The organism is Rothia gullae (assembly GCF_024294905.1).
GTDB lineage: Bacteria > Actinomycetota > Actinomycetes > Actinomycetales > Micrococcaceae > Rothia.
Map to the genome: position 1 here is coordinate 287,356 of NZ_JANCOC010000001.1, position 15,475 is coordinate 302,830.

15 protein-coding genes and 1 other RNA gene are annotated in these 15,475 nt (G+C 57.5%); all 16 read left to right on the plus strand.

Annotated features, from left to right (window positions below; translation table 11 throughout):
* The first annotated feature begins 1 nt into the window (after position 1).
* Positions 2-2,008, plus strand: coding sequence for a glycosyltransferase (locus tag NML54_RS01210; RefSeq protein WP_254755483.1), 2,007 nt, complete (start codon positions 2-4; stop codon positions 2,006-2,008).
* A complete protein-coding gene (locus NML54_RS01215) occupies positions 2,005-2,886 on the plus strand; it encodes an ABC transporter permease (protein WP_254755484.1) in 882 nt (293 codons plus the stop codon). The genes NML54_RS01210 and NML54_RS01215 overlap by 4 nt, the downstream gene beginning before the upstream one ends.
* 4 nt (positions 2,887-2,890) lie before the next feature.
* Complete coding sequence (locus NML54_RS01220) at positions 2,891-3,664, plus strand: ABC transporter ATP-binding protein (protein ID WP_254755486.1); 774 nt, start codon at positions 2,891-2,893, stop codon at positions 3,662-3,664.
* A gap of 467 nt (positions 3,665-4,131) precedes the next feature.
* Positions 4,132-5,394 (plus strand): TadA family conjugal transfer-associated ATPase, encoded by a 1,263-nt coding sequence (locus NML54_RS01225; protein ID WP_254755488.1) that lies wholly within the window; start codon positions 4,132-4,134, stop codon positions 5,392-5,394.
* Positions 5,394-6,248, plus strand: a complete 855-nt coding sequence (locus NML54_RS01230) for a type II secretion system F family protein (RefSeq protein WP_254755490.1) — start codon at positions 5,394-5,396, stop codon at positions 6,246-6,248. Before NML54_RS01225 ends, NML54_RS01230 begins: the two co-directional genes overlap by 1 nt.
* Positions 6,245-7,177 carry a type II secretion system F family protein gene (locus tag NML54_RS01235; protein ID WP_254755491.1) on the plus strand — a complete coding sequence of 311 codons (933 nt, stop codon included), beginning with the start codon at positions 6,245-6,247 and terminating at the stop codon, positions 7,175-7,177. Before NML54_RS01230 ends, NML54_RS01235 begins: the two co-directional genes overlap by 4 nt.
* Before the next feature lie 108 nt (positions 7,178-7,285).
* Complete coding sequence (locus NML54_RS01240; RefSeq protein ID WP_005505403.1) at positions 7,286-7,513, plus strand: hypothetical protein; 228 nt, start codon at positions 7,286-7,288, stop codon at positions 7,511-7,513.
* A complete protein-coding gene (locus NML54_RS01245) occupies positions 7,513-7,968 on the plus strand; it encodes a TadE family protein (protein WP_254755492.1) in 456 nt (151 codons plus the stop codon). The genes NML54_RS01240 and NML54_RS01245 overlap by 1 nt, the downstream gene beginning before the upstream one ends.
* On the plus strand, positions 7,934-8,455 hold the full coding sequence (locus NML54_RS01250) for a pilus assembly protein TadE (protein ID WP_254755493.1): 522 nt from the start codon (positions 7,934-7,936) through the stop codon (positions 8,453-8,455). Before NML54_RS01245 ends, NML54_RS01250 begins: the two co-directional genes overlap by 35 nt.
* Positions 8,418-9,011: a pilus assembly protein TadG-related protein gene (locus tag NML54_RS01255; protein ID WP_254755494.1), complete on the plus strand. Its 594-nt coding sequence runs from the start codon at positions 8,418-8,420 to the stop codon at positions 9,009-9,011. Before NML54_RS01250 ends, NML54_RS01255 begins: the two co-directional genes overlap by 38 nt.
* 262 nt (positions 9,012-9,273) lie before the next feature.
* A complete protein-coding gene (prfB, locus tag NML54_RS01260; RefSeq protein ID WP_254755496.1) occupies positions 9,274-10,401 on the plus strand; it encodes a peptide chain release factor 2 in 1,128 nt (375 codons plus the stop codon).
* A 19-nt stretch (positions 10,402-10,420) separates the two neighbouring features.
* A complete protein-coding gene (gene smpB, locus NML54_RS01265) occupies positions 10,421-10,915 on the plus strand; it encodes an SsrA-binding protein SmpB (protein ID WP_254755498.1) in 495 nt (164 codons plus the stop codon).
* Between the two features lie 132 nt (positions 10,916-11,047).
* Complete coding sequence (locus tag NML54_RS01270) at positions 11,048-11,512, plus strand: DUF4190 domain-containing protein (RefSeq protein WP_254755500.1); 465 nt, start codon at positions 11,048-11,050, stop codon at positions 11,510-11,512.
* A gap of 239 nt (positions 11,513-11,751) precedes the next feature.
* Entirely contained in the window at positions 11,752-12,648 is an 897-nt protein-coding gene (locus NML54_RS01275) for a DUF4190 domain-containing protein (RefSeq protein WP_254755502.1), read from the plus strand.
* 309 nt (positions 12,649-12,957) lie between these two features.
* Positions 12,958-13,330, plus strand: a transfer-messenger RNA (tmRNA) gene (ssrA, locus tag NML54_RS01280).
* A 1,345-nt stretch (positions 13,331-14,675) separates the two neighbouring features.
* Positions 14,676-15,263, plus strand: a complete 588-nt coding sequence (locus NML54_RS01285) for a hypothetical protein (RefSeq protein ID WP_254755503.1) — start codon at positions 14,676-14,678, stop codon at positions 15,261-15,263.
* Positions 15,264-15,475 lie beyond the last annotated feature (212 nt).

A 15,475-nucleotide genomic window follows, 5' to 3' on the forward strand; every position in this document is an offset into this window, starting at 1 on the left:
CATGGATGATAAGACTTTGAAGAACCTGCAGCGGGTTATTTTCCCAAGCACGGTTGAGACTGACGTCGTGCCCCTGTACGTGGACGCGAGTGTCGCAACCGGCGTTCAGCTACCCACCCGTATTGACGGCGACGCTTCCACCTCCATTGCGGAGGCGATGAACACCTCCGGTCTGTCTGTGTCGAGCGCCAGCGCGAACCGTGATGCCGCGAACAGCCTGAACAGCCGCCGCTCCATCACCGTGAACGCGGGTCAGAGCCTGTCTTTCGGTACGTATTTCAATGCGTTCCCCGCTTCGTACTGGCGCCGCTGGACTGACCTGCAGAAGGTCGTGCTGAGCGTTCAGACTCGTGGCGAGGGCATGGTCATTGTGTATAAGTCCAATGGCCGTGGCGTGATTCAGCGCGTGGATGCGAAGTTGCTCTCCGACGAGGAGACTAACACCTTCACCCTGCCCCTGGAACCGTTCGGTGACGGCGGCTGGTACTGGTTCGACCTGGCTGGCACCGGCGACCTTGAGCTGATTGAAGCGAACTGGCTGGGCGACATTGAGCCTCGCACAGACGTGAAGGGTGGCCAGGCGACCGTGCAGATTACCACCATGAACAAGGTGGAGTACTGCATCAACAACATTCGTGCTCTGGGTGAGAGCCCCGAGATTTTCGATGCTGTGCACGAGTTCCTGATTGTGGATCAGGGCACCCAGAAGGTGCAGGACCACGAGGACTTCGAAGAGGTCGTCAAGCCCCTCTCCGGTAAGTTCCGCATTATCAACCAGGGCAACCTGGGCGGTTCCGGTGGCTTTTCGCGCGGCATGTTTGAGGCTGTTAACAACGGTTCCGATTACGTGCTGTTGCTCGATGACGACGTTATCGTTGAGCCTGAGTCGATTCTGCGTATGGTGACCTTCGCGAACTACTGCAAGGAACCCACCATCGTGGGTGCGCACATGTTCGACATGTTCGACCGTTCGGTCCTGCACGCGTTCGGTGAGGTTGTTGACCCGTGGCGTAACTTCTACGCTAAGCCGCACGATGACATGGCGATGGGCCACAACCTGGGCCACCACAACCTGCGTAACACCCCGTGGCTGCACCGCCGCGTGGACGTGGACTATAACGGCTGGTGGATGTGCCTCATCCCGACCACCGTCATCAAGGAAATCGGTCTGTCTCTGCCCCTGTTCCTGAAGTGGGATGACGCTGAGTACGGTCTGCGCGCTAAGGCTGCGGGCTTCTCTACTGTCTCCTTCCCCGGTGCGGGTGTGTGGCACGTGTCCTGGACCGATAAGGATGACTCGGTTGGCTGGCAGGCGTACTACCACGAACGCAACCGCCTCATTACGGCGCTGCTGCACTCGCCCTTCGATAAGGGTGGCCGCGTGCTGCTGGACTCCCTGTTCTTGGACGTCAAGCACACACTGTCCATGCAGTACTATACCGAGGCTGGCCGCCTGATGGCGCTGGAGGATCTGCTCTCCGGCCCCGAGCACCTGCACCCCTCGCTCTCGCAGCGTCTGCCGGTGATTCGTGCGATGGCTAAGGAGTACCCGGAGTCTCAGGTGAAACCGAACGTGGATGATTTCCCGGCTATCCAGACGAAGAAGCCTCCGTTCCGTGGTCGCCGCGCGTTTGCGTCCCCCGGTTACAAGAAGCTTGCTTCGTGGACCGCGAAGACTGTTGCTCGTCAGCTGTTCAAGCCGGTGAGCGAAGAGGCGAAGGCTCACCCGCAGATTCAGCTGAACTACGGTGAGACTAACTGGTGGACCCTGTCGAAGTTCGATTCGGCTCTGGCTACTAATGCTGAGGGTACCGGCCTGTTCTGGTACCGCCGCGACCCCGAGCAGCTCAAGTCGAAACTAGCTCAGGCCGCTAAGCTGCACGTTCAGCTGGTGACCAGCTGGGAGAAGCTGCGTGAACAGTACCGTTCGAAGGCTGCTGAGGTTGCCTCCTACGATGCGTGGGCTAAGACCTTCGCCGAGCATACGGATTCTGAGCTGACCCGATGAACGATCTGAAGTCTGTTCCCCTGAAGGCGCCCGGCCGTGGGCGGGGCATCCTGGATGCGGTGAAGAACCGCTACCTGCTTCGACTGCTGGTCGATAAGGAAATCCAGGTCCGCTACCGCGGCTCGGTACTGGGCATTTTGTGGTCGTACATTAAGCCGGGTGTGCAGTTCTTGGTGTTCTACATTGCCATGGGTATGTTCCTTGGCTTGGAACGCGGTATGCACAACTATGCTGTGTACCTGTTCTCGGGCATGATTGCCATTAACTTCTTCTCGGAGGGGTTTGGTAATGGTGCTCGCGCCATGGTGGTTAACAGCGCGCTGATTCGTAAGATTTACCTGCCGCGTGAGCTGTTCTCGCTATCGACGGTATGGGTGGCTCTGGTGCATTTTGTGCCTCAGATCGCTGTGATGCTGTTGGCCTGCTTCTTGGTGGGTTGGTCCCCGACTTTCCTGGCGTTTGGGTCGATTCTGGCGGGCATGCTCATCGTGATGATGCTGTCCTATGGTCTGGGTCTGATTTTCGGTGTGGCGAACGTGTTTTTCCGCGATTCGGAGAACATTGTGGACATGCTACTGATGGTGGCTACCTGGTTCTCGCCGGTGCTGTACTCCTGGACCATGGTGCGTGACACCCTGTACCCGTGGGTGTTTAACGTGTTCATGATTAACCCGCTGACTGTTGCGGTGGAGCTGTTCCACTATGGCTTCTGGCATCCGACGCTCCGTCCTGAGGATTTGGCGCTTCCTGCTTCGCAGGTGGTTCCGCATCTCTTCAGCTTCTGGACTCCGATTGCCCTTGGTATTTCTCTGCTGACCGTTTTGATTGGTGATTTGCTCTTCCGTAAGTTTGAGGGCAACTTCGCCCAGGAGCTCTGATTCTGTGGATATTAAGAAGCTTGAGTTCCCGCCGGCGAGCCCGGACACTCCCGTGGTGATTCACGTGGAGAATTTGGTGAAGCGCTTCGTTCTGCGCCACACCCGTTCGATGAAGGAAGCTTTTGTGTGGCTGATTAAGGGCCGCAAGGGTGATCTTTCGGAGAAATTCAATGCGCTCAACGGCGTAAGCCTGGATATTCGTCAGGGTGAGCGTGTGGCTCTTCTGGGTCTGAACGGCTCGGGTAAGTCCACGTTGCTGAAGATGATTTCTGGCGTGATGCGCGCCGATGAGGGCGAGGTTCTCACTCGCGGCAATATTGCGGGTCTGATTGAGGTGGGTGCTGGGTTCCACCCGGATTTGACCGGTCGCGATAACGTGTACCTCAATGGCGCGATTTTGGGTATGTCCAAGGAAGAGATTGAGGCTTCCTTCGATTCGATTGTGGATTTCGCTGAGATTCACGACTTTATCGATACCGAGGTGAAGTTCTACTCTTCGGGTATGTACCTGCGTCTGGCGTTCTCGGTTGCGGTTCATACGAACCCGGATATCTTCCTGGTGGATGAGATTCTTGCGGTGGGCGATGAGCCGTTCCAGAAGAAGTGTATTGCGAAAATTCAGGAGCTGTGCTCTGCCGGTAAGACTCTTGCCGTGGTGAGCCATGACCTGGATTTGGTTTCTAAGATTTGTGACCGCGGCGTGGTGCTGGAGCACGGTAACCTGCGTTTTGACGGTCCGATTAAGGAAGCTGTGAAGGTGATTCGTGGCGGCGACTAACTGCTAGGTGATTGCTGGTAATGGGGCGTGTATTCCCGATGGGGGAGTGCACGCCCCTTTACTGTGCTCGAATTTACTGTGCTCGAAAGTTGTGCCCGGGAAGGTGCTGCTGGGTAGGGTTATTGCGTTTTACTAGGGGCGGTTGCGGGGTTATAAGACGAAATGTTACGTGTGCACCGAGTGCAATATGGTGGTGAGTAACGGTGGGTGGTTTGAAGGGAAGTACGTGTGGCTGTTCTGTGATTCATAGCTGACTAGGTGTTTTGAATTTTAGTGCACGTTGGGTAACGATATGTGCAATTCTATGCGTCAAAAATGCTCAAATACTATACTCGTAAATATTAAGGGGCGTTTTATTACATTTTGATAAATTTGATGCGCTGAGGGTAGGGTGATGGTGGCATTGATGTATCAATGCTTCACCGTATTCCACACAACCACACCACACACAGCATCGGATCACTTCAATGGAGAACACCGTACTGGATACCCGGGCGGAGCATCTAACTCTGCTCGAAGAAAATATCCGCGAGGCAATGCGCCAACGCAGCCTGGACCCGCACGAGGACCAGCACGCCGTTCGCGGGCTCATTGACGAGCACCTGAACGATTATGAGCAGCGGCGCACCCGCATTTCCCTGCCGGATTTGGGTGACCGCGAATCCGTGATTCAGCGCCTGCACGATGAAATCTGCGGCTTCGGCGTGATTCAGCCGTTCCTCGATGATGAGAGCGTTGAAGAAATCTGGATTAACTCTCCCGACGAAATCTTTATCGCCCGCAACGGCGAAAGTGAATTGACCGGTTTGCACCTGAGCGCCGAGGCGATTAATAGTCTGCTGGAGCGCATGCTCAAGCCTTCGGGTCGTCGCGTGGATCTTTCCTCCCCGTTTGTTGATGCATCTCTGCCGGATGGCTCCCGCTTGCACGCGGTGATTCCGGATATTACTCGCAGGCACACGAGCATCAATATCCGTAAGTTCGTGGTGCGTGCCCGCCGACTGCCCGACTTGGTGCGCATGAACTCGCTGAGCGCCGGCGCAGCGTCCCTGCTGCACGCGGCGGTGGAGAGTGGCATGAACATCCTCGTTTCGGGCGCAACCCAGGCGGGTAAGACCACGATGCTGAACTGCCTGTCGGCATCCATTCCGCCGCGTGAGCGCGTGATTACGTGCGAAGAAATCTTTGAGCTCGCGGTTCCGCTACGCGATGTGGTGGGTCTGCAGTGCCGCCAGCCGAACCTTGAGGGCACCGGCGCGATTGAGTTGCGCCGCCTGGTCAAGGAGGCTCTGCGTATGCGTCCGGACCGCATCCTCATTGGTGAGGTGCGTGAGGCGGAGTCCCTGGATATGCTCATTGCGCTCAACGCAGGTCTGCCGGGTATGTGCACGATTCACGCGAACTCGGCGCGTGACGCGGTGACCAAGATTTGTACCCTGCCGCTGCTGGCGGGTGAGAATATTTCCTCGGCGTTCGTGGTGCCGACCGTGGCATCCTGCTTTGACATTGTGGTGCATTGCGGCCGCGATTCGCGCGGTCAGCGTCAGGTCGAAGAGATTAGCATGCTGGGTGGCCGCGTTGAGGATGGCGTGATTGAGATGTCCCCGCTGTTTGTGCGCCGTGGCGGTCAGATGGTGTGCGTGGCGTTGGAGCTGCCGAACCCGGACCGTTGGATTCGTGCCGGTCACCGCCCCGAGCAGGTGCTGGCTGAGGCGAAGGCGGGTCAGTAATGCCTCTGTTTCTGAGCCTGATTTTAGGGTTGGGCGTCTGTCTGATTTACCTTTCCTGTTTTCCTGATAACGGCAAGCCGCCGAGGCCGAGTAACGACCCGGCGCTGGTTGTGGCGTTGCGTAAGGCGGGTATGCATTCGCTGACTCCTCGCACGTTCATGTCGGTGAGCGTCGCTAGCGGTGTGAGCGCGTCGGTTCTGTTGCTGATGCTTACTCAGCTTCTACCCTTGGGTCTGCTGGGCCTGATTGGTGGTTTTGCGGCGCCTCGCGTGATCGTGAATCATCGTGCCCGCGCGGCGGATGCCCGTATTTGGCAGTTGTGGCCGGATGCGGTGGACCACCTGCGTTCGGCGATTCGTGCGGGTTTGTCCTTGCCGGAGGCGCTGATTCAGCTTTCGTACCGTGGCCCGGAAGAGCTGCGTGATGCTTTCGCCCATTTCTCGCGTGATTACCGTGCGTCGGGTGAATTTGTGCCGTCGCTGAACCGTTTGAAGGAGTACCTCTCTGACCCGGTGGCGGACACCATTATTGAGGCGTTGAAGATTGCCCGCGAGGTGGGTGGTTCGGACCTGGGTAAGCTGCTGGGCACGCTGAGCGATTTTTTGCGTGAGAATGCGCGTACCCGTTCGGAGCTTCTGGCTCGCCAGTCGTGGACTGTGAATGCGGCTCGTCTCTCCTGTGTGGCGCCCTGGTTTGTGCTGTGTCTGATGGCGACTCAGCCTGCCGCGCGCATGGTTTATAACTCGTTTGCCGGTGCGCTGCTGATGATTGCCGGTGCCGCTATTTCTTTGGCGGCGTACCGTCTGATGTTGCGTATTGGTGAGTTGCCGCGTGAACGGAGGGTTTTCGGGTGAACCTGCCTCTGATTTTTAGTCTGCTGTTGGCGATCGGCGTCGGTCTGATTCTTTCGTCGGTGCTGAATACTCGCAGTATTTCGTTTTCTGATCGTGTGGCGTCGCAGCTCCGCAGTGAGACTCTGCGTGAGTCGCTGTTGAAAGAGCAGGAGCGCCGTGAGCCGAGCCTGCTGGAGGCGATTTCGGCGTTCTGCGCGCCGCTTCTGCGTTCGCTGTCTTCGTCGTTGAGCGGCTCGTCGCTGAGCGATAGTTCGGTGCAGGAGCGTCTGCGTCGTGCTGGCTCTTCGCAGAGCGTGAGCGCGTTTCGTGCTGAGCAGCTGCTGTGGGCTCTTGCCGGAGTGACCGTCATGAGTGCTTTGACCGTCATTGGCGTAGTGCAGGAGCGTTTCTCCATCATGGTGGCTCTTGTGCTGGTGCTGGTGAGCGGTTTGAGCGGCTTTCTGGCACGTGACTGGTGGCTGGGTGAGGCGGTGACTAAGCGTGAGAAGCAGCTGGTTGCTGAGTTCCCGGCGCTGGCGGAGATGATGGCCCTGTCGGTGACGGCAGGCGAGTCGGCGCTGGCGGCTTTGGAGCGTATCTGTTTGACCTCTCGAGGCGAGTTGGCTCGTGAGTTTTCTGAGATTTTGGCGCAGACCCGCACCGGCGTTTCGCTGCTGAGTGCGCTGCAGGAGTTCGCGGAGCGTACTCGCGTTCCGGCGTTGAGCCGCTTCGTTGAGGGTATTGCTGTTGCGATTGAGCGTGGAACCCCTCTGGCTGATGTGTTGCGTGCGCAGGCTCAGGATGTGCGCGATAACGCTAAGCGTGATCTGATGGAAACAGCCGGTAAGAAGGAGATTGCGATGCTCGCCCCGGTGGTGTTTTTCATTCTGCCGCTGACTGTAATTTTTGCGGTCTTCCCGGGCTTGTCGCTCATGCGTTTGAACTTTTAGATTTTGCGGCGGGTACACACCGTACCGGCTGCACCGTGGTGGGCTGGGCTGATTGCCCGGAGCACCGCACCAACCACACACTACACCCTTTGATAGAAGGAGAAAATCATGTTCCGTCGTTTCCGCACCACCCTCACCGTGCTGATCGCCCTGGCTATCGCATCCGTGCTGGCTCTGCGCCTGAAGAACAAGCAGGATGACCCCGAGCGCGGCGACGTGCCCGGCTGGGTCATGATCACCATGATGAGCGCCGTGCTGGTTGCCGCTATCCTGGCGATTGCTCAGCCCGCTCTGACCAAGATGTTCAACGACGCGATCGCTCTGGTTCACCAGTAATGCGTAAACCCCGCATCGCTTCTGAGCTGACTGCCGCTGAGCTATCCTCCGCGGAATATTCTGTGGAGGATAGCGAGCGCGGTGACGCCAGCACGGAATTCGTCATGGTTGGTGCGCTGTTGGTGTTGCTGACCATGGCGATTCTGCAGGTTTCTTTCGCCCTGTATGCACGAACCATGTTGGTGGATGCTGCGGCGGCTGGGGCACGTTACGGTACGATGCGTGACCGCACTCCGCAGGAGGGCATGGAGCGTACCCGTCAGATGATTGAGGGGGTTCTTCCGTCTTCGTATGCTGAGAATATTTCGTACCGTCAGGGTAGTGATTCTACGGGTGTGCGCACTTTGGAGGTGACGGTGAAGTCTCCGTTGCCGGTGCTGGGCCCGTGGGGTTTTCCGGATTCTATTGAGGTGAAGGGGCATGCGATTTATGCGGAGCATCGTTCCGGTGATTAGCGGCTTTTTGCTTCGGCAGCGGGTGAAGGAATGCCTGAAGAGCCGCTCTAATCGGCCTATTTCTGAGCAACACGACTCTGAAGAGGGTAGCGCCATTGTGGAGTTCCTGGGTTTGGGTATTACTCTGCTCATCCCGGTGCTCTACGGCATTCTGACGATTTTTAGCTTGCAGTCTTCGGTGATGGCGGCTCATGCGGCGAGCGCCCAGGTGGTGCTGTATGTGCAGGAGCAGCCGCAGGACTCGTCGGTTGGCCCGGATTTGGCTCAGCGTCTGGCGGTGCATGCTGCCGCTGATTACGGGGTTGAGCCTTCCGATGTGAGCGTGTCGTTGAGCTGTGCGTCGGGGGAGTGCGTCTCGGGTACGAAGGCGTACGCCACGGTGACGGTTCAGGCACGTCTGCCGCTTCTGCCTTCGTTTATGGGTGGCGGCGTGATTCCGGTGAGTTCTCATGCGACGAGTTGGGGGTCTGGTCATGCTGATTCCTAATGGTTCGCCCGCTCATCTGTTCTCGCCGGATCACCTGCTTTCCTCTGTGCGGGAGCGCTACGCTAACGCATACCGTCGTGCCCGTCTACAGGTTCGCGCCCGTGTGCAGAGCCGGGCGCTCGCCTCAGACCGCCTTGCCTCAGACCCGGAAGAGGGCAGTATTGCCCCGCTGATTGTGGGCATGCTGGCGTTGCTTCTGCTCATTGGCTCGGTGACGGTGGCGATTACGGGCGCGTATCTGCAGACTCAGCATCTGCAGGATATGGCGGACGCTCAGGCGAACTCGATTACCCGCACGATGCGCACTCCTGATGAAGCGAGTGGTTCGGCAGCGTGGGAGTATGCGAGCGCGTACCTGACTGAGGTTCAGCCGGGGCAGGATTTTCAGGCGTTGCGTCTGGAGAACGTGTCCGTGGATTCTGATCACAGCGTGCATGTGTACCTCTCGGCTCGTATTCGTCCGCCGCTGGTGTCGATTCTGGTGCCTGATGGTATTGAGGTGACCGCTCACGGTTCGTCGCGTTTGAAGACGAGCCAGGGCCCCTCCACCGATTAGTGCGTCCGTCAACGGTGCACGGGCATATCGGCGCACGGGCATATCGGTTCACTCGCTTATTGGTGTGTTGTGATCCCCATAGACTGCGAGGGTTCATCTGCAAGGTAGTGTAACGGCTAGCGGATGCGCCCTCGTTTTATGCCCTTTTTAGGTCTTCGTTGCGTGGCTTCTGCCCTCTGCCTGCCCTATCCTTCTGCGCTGTGGGCTGTTGCAGGCTGTAACGGCGGGACTTTCTGACCGTTTCGCGATAGTGTTAAAAGCTATGGCATCCTTCGACTTTTCTGCTGAGATTAAAGAGCTTCGCGCGATTTTCACCTCTATTGCTGCTGTGAGCGATATTGAGGGGATTGAGCGCGCCATTGAGGACCTGTCTGCGCAGGCTACCGCACCCGATTTGTGGGATGACGCGGAGAACGCGCAGAAGGTGACGAGCGCACTGTCGTATAAGCAGTCGGAGCTGAATCGTCTGCGTTCGCTGTCTTCTCGCATTGATGATGTTGAGGTGATGGTGGAGCTTGCCGAAGCTGAGGATGAGGAAACTGCCGCCGAGCTACTCGCTGATGCTGAGCGTGAGTGCGGTGAGATCCGCGCCAAGCTGGAGGATCTTGAGGTGCTGGTGCTGCTGTCGGGTGAGTACGATCAGCGTGAGGCTGTGGTGACGATTCGTTCGGGCGCCGGTGGCGTGGATGCTGCTGATTTCGCGGAGATGCTGCTGCGCATGTACCTGCGTTGGGCGGAGAAGAACGGCTACCCGACGAAGGTTCTGGACACCTCCTACGCTGAGGAGGCAGGCCTGAAGTCGGTGACCTTTGAGGTGAACGCGCCGTACGCTTTTGGCCGTCTGTCGGTGGAGGCGGGTACTCACCGCCTGGTGCGTATTTCGCCGTTCGATAATCAGGGCCGCCGCCAGACCTCGTTCGCGGCGGTTGAGGTGATTCCTCTAATTGAGCAGACGGACGCTATTGAGATTCCCGAGTCTGAGATTAAGGTGGATGTGTTCCGCTCCTCGGGTCCGGGTGGTCAGTCGGTGAATACGACGGATTCGGCGGTGCGTATGACTCACTTGCCGACCGGTATTGTGGTGTCGATGCAGAATGAGAAGTCGCAGTTGCAGAACCGTGCGGCGGCTTTGCGTGTGCTGCAGTCTCGCCTGTTGCTGTTGCGTAAGGAGCAGGAGGACGCGAAGAAGAAGGAGCTTGCCGGTGATATTAAGGCAAGCTGGGGTGATCAGATGCGCTCCTATGTTCTGCATCCGTACCAGATGGTGAAGGACCTGCGTACCGGCTATGAGGAGGGTAATACCTCTAATGTTTTGGATGGCGGTTTGAACGCCTTTATTGATGCTGGTATTCGCTGGCGTGCTTCGGGGCGCGCGGCTGAAGAGAGCTAAGACGTATAAGGATTGAGTGATGGCTCAGAAAAAGAAGAAAGACGCGAAGAAGGACCCGAATAACGCGATTATTGCCCAGAATAAGAAGGCTCGCCACAACTACAACATTGTGGATACCTATGAGGCGGGTATTGTTCTGCTGGGTACTGAGGTGAAGTCTCTGCGTGATGGTGGGGCGTCCATTGTGGATGGTTTCTGCCAAGTGACCGATAACGAGTTGTGGCTCGAGGGTATTCATATCGCGGAGTATGGTTACGGTACGTGGACGAACCATGCGGCTCGTCGTCGCCGTAAGCTGTTGTTGCATCGTTCTGAGATTAATAAGTTGGGGCAGAAGCTGAAGGAGACCGGTTACACGGTGGTTCCGCTGAAGCTGTACTTCTCGAATGGTCGTGCGAAGGTTGAGATTGCTTTGGCGACCGGTAAGCGTGAGTACGATAAGCGTCAGGCTTTGCGTGAGCGTCAGGATGACCTGGAGGCGCGCCGTGCGATGCGTTACCGCAACCTAGGCTAGGGCTGAGGCAACGGCGGGATGCACGGCTGCTCCAGGAACTTGCCGGTAGGGGGTGGCGGGGCGCGGTTCCTTGCGTATAATGGTTAAAAATTCGCGGCGTACCGCGAGCACCATATGTTTTTGAGGAGACACATGTCTGAGACCCCGAACTACCAGCAGAACCCGGGCGAGTTCATCCCCGCACCGCAGCAGGCACCGGCATACAACATGCAGGGCGGCTACCCCGGCTACCAGCCGACCCCGAGCTCGGCTCTGGCGATTGCTTCGCTGATTCTGGGTATTATTGGTCTGCTGTCTGGCTGGCTGATTTTCGGTGGCGTGCTGGGTCTGGTTGGCGTGATTCTGGGTATTGTTGCCCTGGTGAAGGTGAAGAACGGCACTGCCTCCGGTAAGGGCATGGCGATTGGTGGTATTGTCACCGGTGCGCTGGGCATGATTGGGGCTGTTGTCACGCTGATTCTGGGCCTGATTGGCCTTGGCATGCTCAGCGAGTGTGCTGAGCATGCTGTGCAGGATTCGAACGGTAAATACGTGTGCACTGTGAATGGGCATACTCAGACTTTGGACCCTGATGAGTACCGTACTCTGCGCCGCTAAGTCGCGTTGAGTATATAGAGATGTGAAGGGACCGAATAGTGTTGAACTATTCGGTCCCTTGCTCTTTTTCTGTGCTGATTCTGCCCGATTGGTGGATTCTGGGGGATGGATCTGGAATCTTGGACTTCATAGATGACCCAAATGACGGCTTATTTATATAATGGAACCGAACTCAGCGCGCAATGGTGCGTTGGGCGAGTATAAAATGTTCGCTGCAACTGTGAAGGAAAGAACGACGGATGTCTGAGAATAACTACGGAAACAACCAGGGGAGCGCACAGAACCCCTACGCTGCTCAGCAGCCTAATTCTTCCGCCCAGAGCTCGTACGGTCAGGATTACGGCCAGGCTCCTGCAGCGCAGAACACTTACGGCCAGGATTACGGTCAGAGCGCATCCGCTCAGAACACCTACGGCCAGACTCAGCAGCAGAACGCTACTCCGCAGAACTCGGCTCAGCAGAACCAGTACGGCCAGTTTGGTGCTCAGCCCTCTTCGCAGAATGCTTACGGTCAGAACGTTGCTCAAGGCACCTCCGCCCAGGGCGCTGCGACTCAGAACACATACAGCCAGGCTCAGCCCGCTCAGCAACAGTACGGCTACGGTCAGGATGCTTCCTACCAGGGGCAGCCCGCGCAGCAGAACCAGTACGGTTACGGCCAGGACGCCTCCTACCAGGCTCAGCCCGCTGACTACAACTACCAGCAGAACTCTTACCAGCAGCAGCCTCAGCAGGGTGCTTACGGTTACGGTCAGCCCGCGGGTTACCCGTATGCGGCTCCCGTGACGAAGAAGGCTCCCGGCATGGCGCTGGCGGCGATGATTCTCGGTATTGCGGCTGTACTGACCGGTTTCCTCGTGTTTGGTGCCCTGCTGGGTATCGCTGCGATTATTCTGGGCGCCCTGTCCCTGAAGAAGGTCAAGGAAACTGGCGCGGGTAAGGGCTTCGCGATTACCGGTATCGTAACCGGCGCGGTGGCTGTCCTGTTCTCGCTGTGCATGCTCTTCGTGTACATTTCTGTTGCTCAGACTGCTGAGAAGTGTCTTGAAGTTGGTACCGATGACGGCCACGGTAACGTGGTGTGCCAGATTGGTGATAACCCGAACAACCGCATGACTGTTCCGGCTCACCGCTAAGTCTTAGCCGCCTAATTTTGGCTACCCAGCGCGGTACGCGAACGGGGTGAGGGTTCCAGATTTTCTGGGGTGCCTCACCCCGTTTGCTGTGCCCGCCGTTGATCCGGGTGTGTGCTGGAGGCGCGAGCACCGGGTTCTTTGGAGGTGTTCTCTGTCAGTGAGCGCGCCGCGTGTGCGGGGTGGGGGGACTTGCACGCCGTTAAACATCTTAGATATACTGAATCTCTACCGTGTTTGAATGGCACCGCGGCATCAAGGTATGTCGAGGAAAACTTTCAGAAGACGGTGGGCTTTTTGATAAAAGCATAGGGGGATGATCGGTTTCGACGATGTGAGTTGAGATGGGTGAAGCGTGCCGAGGATGCAGGGTTATCTCGTTAACGCCCTCTGCAAAAAATTAAGTGCAGAATCTAAGCGCACTGACTTCGCACTCGCTGCCTAAGCGCGAGTTGCCGTCTGTCGGCCTGAGCATGCCTTTGGCTCAGTTACCGGCATCGACTTAAAAGGCCACTGCTGCTAGCCCTTGTTGCGGGGGTTAGCGGGACTTTTACGTGACTAGGTTCGTCGGTATATGTGTTTATGCAAGTACCGGAGCCGAAAAGTAGCGTTCGCATAAACTGCGCACGGAGAAGCCCCGTTGACGCCACATCGGACCGGGGTTCGATTCCCCGCATCTCCACGATCTCCCAACCGTCCGCTCACCTTTACGGGTGTGCGGCGGTGATCATCGGTTCCAATCCAGAGGAAGAACCGCGGTAGGTTTCTACCACCCGGCAGGACGCCCCACGGCGTCACCTGCCGGGTATTTTTATGCCCAATTGGTCGGTCCTGTATTGCCGGCCCGGTTCATGGCCGCCAGCTCCCACTATGACAAACACGCTGCTGATTATGCGGTGGCGTTTATCCAAGCATTGACCCACACGGAGGGCCGCTGGGCCGGCAAACCCTTCGAACTGATTGACTAGCAAGAGCAGATTTCTGAAACCTACGAGTTGCGGGAGGTTGCGTTCGACCGGTGGGGAGCAGTCCAGATGACCCAAAACTTGGATGCCGTGGGCCTCGACCGCGCGATTAGATGCGGCTGTGGACCCGCCACTGAGAGCGTGTATGACAGAAGAGACATGTTTTTCATGTAGTGTCAATTTACGTGGTGCATCTGACGAGACTCTCTGATAGACTGCTGAGTAGTGAAGTAAGATACGTCACTATGTGACGTGGGAATGCAATCACAACCGCAATTTCTGCTTGGAATTGGGGGTTAGCTGCTTCCACGATTGCAAGAGCTTTAGGGCCAGCATTCGTTGGTGGTTTTGGAAAAGCCATTGGAGGTCCGGCACTAATTGCCTTTGCGCTAGCTGTTGCAGCAGTGTCCTGCACTCTTTAATCTGGGAGAGGTCAAATGCGTGCGAAGAATATATTTACACTAGGATTTCTTCTCACTATTGTTCCGATGTTCTGGGTGGTTATCTCAATTGCCAGGGAGTGGGAGTTCTTCGATCCAGTATCAATTCTAGGTGCAATTTTAGGAGGTCTTTTGGTCACTTTTGTAGCCAGAAGGACGCTTGAGAGTGATTCAAAGTTCCCTAAGGGACCCCCTAAAGGACCTAGTGTGTAAAACATCGCTTAGAAGTTTCTAAGAGGAAGAACCGCGGTAGGTTTCTACCACCCGGCAGGACGCCCCACGGCGTCACCTGCCGGGTATTTTTATGCCCAATTGGTCGGTCTCCTGTATTGCCGGTCTGTTCTGGGGTGTACCGGCGTGCCCGAGGGTGCTCAGGTGACCGCATTGTAATGAGAACGCCATCAGAGAAGACGAAAACGAACCCTATGGCGTAGTATCGAAGGGTAGATACCGTTGTTCGGTATTGATTGTTTATTCAATCTCACCGGCAACGTTAGAGAGCAACCACAGAGCCACCAAACGAGCCACAAAGTAACCCGGTCATACAGCATAGCCGCTCATAGTGGCGCCACCGCTACGACGCGGTAACCACACAGCCGCTACGACGACCCCTCAAGGACACGCCATGGAAAATCAGATTCCCGCCCCCTCCTTCCCGGAGCAGAACAACGCAAACTCCCCGCAGCCGGTACCTGCAGGCGTAGCACCCGGCGCTCCCCTCGGCGCAGCACCCGCACCCGCCCTGGGCGTGGCACCCGCTAACATGCGCGACCGCGACGACAGCTACCAGCGCATCCCAGACATCTACCGGGTGCCGGCTGAGCACCGCCGCCCCTACGGTGAGACCACCGGCGACTTCCGCGGCCCCGGCTACTTCTACTCCATCGGCGCGTTCGGTGCCTCCCTGGGTGCCCTGGCGCTGACCCTCTACGCGTGGGTTCAGGTCGCGGCACTCCACGCTGAGGCAAGGACCAGCTCCGGCGGTTACAGCTCCAATCTGAGCCTGAGCCCCAACATCATGGTGATTGCTCTGCTGCTCGTGGGTCTGATTCCGGTAGGCGTGTCTATCTGGCTTGCCATCTACTCGGCGAAGGTGAACGCCGGTCACACCACCAAGTACACCTCGAAGATGACGACCTTCAACATTCTGGCGTACATCATCTCGGGTTTGAGCCTGCTGGGTCTGCTCGGCACCCTCACGATGCTGTCCTAAAATAGGCAACGCTTGCTCTCATAGCGATAATAGCGAGGCGGGGGGGGGGGCCCAAAGCCACACGCCCCCCCCGCCTATTTTTTGCCACAACCCCGGGGGGGGGGGGGCCGGGGGGGTTGGGGGGGGCGCCCCCCCCTCTCGCCTTTCATCATTATTTCCACCCCCGTTCCTCACCACCCCACCCTGGGCCCGCCCCCCCCCCCCCGGCCCCC

Bases quoted from the DNA above. Each gene is read 5' to 3' on its own strand.
- NML54_RS01210 (WP_254755483.1), top strand. From the start codon at position 2: ATGGATGATAAGACTTTGAAGAACCTGCAGCGGGTTATTTTCCCAAGC.
- NML54_RS01215 (WP_254755484.1), top strand. From the start codon at position 2,005: ATGAACGATCTGAAGTCTGTTCCCCTGAAGGCGCCCGGCCGTGGGCGG.
- NML54_RS01225 (WP_254755488.1), top strand. From the start codon at position 4,132: ATGGAGAACACCGTACTGGATACCCGGGCGGAGCATCTAACTCTGCTC.
- NML54_RS01230 (WP_254755490.1), top strand. From the start codon at position 5,394: ATGCCTCTGTTTCTGAGCCTGATTTTAGGGTTGGGCGTCTGTCTGATT.
- NML54_RS01240 (WP_005505403.1), top strand. From the start codon at position 7,286: ATGTTCCGTCGTTTCCGCACCACCCTCACCGTGCTGATCGCCCTGGCT.
- NML54_RS01245 (WP_254755492.1), top strand. From the start codon at position 7,513: ATGCGTAAACCCCGCATCGCTTCTGAGCTGACTGCCGCTGAGCTATCC.
- NML54_RS01250 (WP_254755493.1), top strand. From the start codon at position 7,934: ATGCGATTTATGCGGAGCATCGTTCCGGTGATTAGCGGCTTTTTGCTT.
- NML54_RS01255 (WP_254755494.1), top strand. From the start codon at position 8,418: ATGCGACGAGTTGGGGGTCTGGTCATGCTGATTCCTAATGGTTCGCCC.
- prfB (WP_254755496.1), top strand. From the start codon at position 9,274: ATGGCATCCTTCGACTTTTCTGCTGAGATTAAAGAGCTTCGCGCGATT.
- smpB (WP_254755498.1), top strand. From the start codon at position 10,421: ATGGCTCAGAAAAAGAAGAAAGACGCGAAGAAGGACCCGAATAACGCG.
- NML54_RS01270 (WP_254755500.1), top strand. From the start codon at position 11,048: ATGTCTGAGACCCCGAACTACCAGCAGAACCCGGGCGAGTTCATCCCC.
- NML54_RS01275 (WP_254755502.1), top strand. From the start codon at position 11,752: ATGTCTGAGAATAACTACGGAAACAACCAGGGGAGCGCACAGAACCCC.
- NML54_RS01285 (WP_254755503.1), top strand. From the start codon at position 14,676: ATGGAAAATCAGATTCCCGCCCCCTCCTTCCCGGAGCAGAACAACGCA.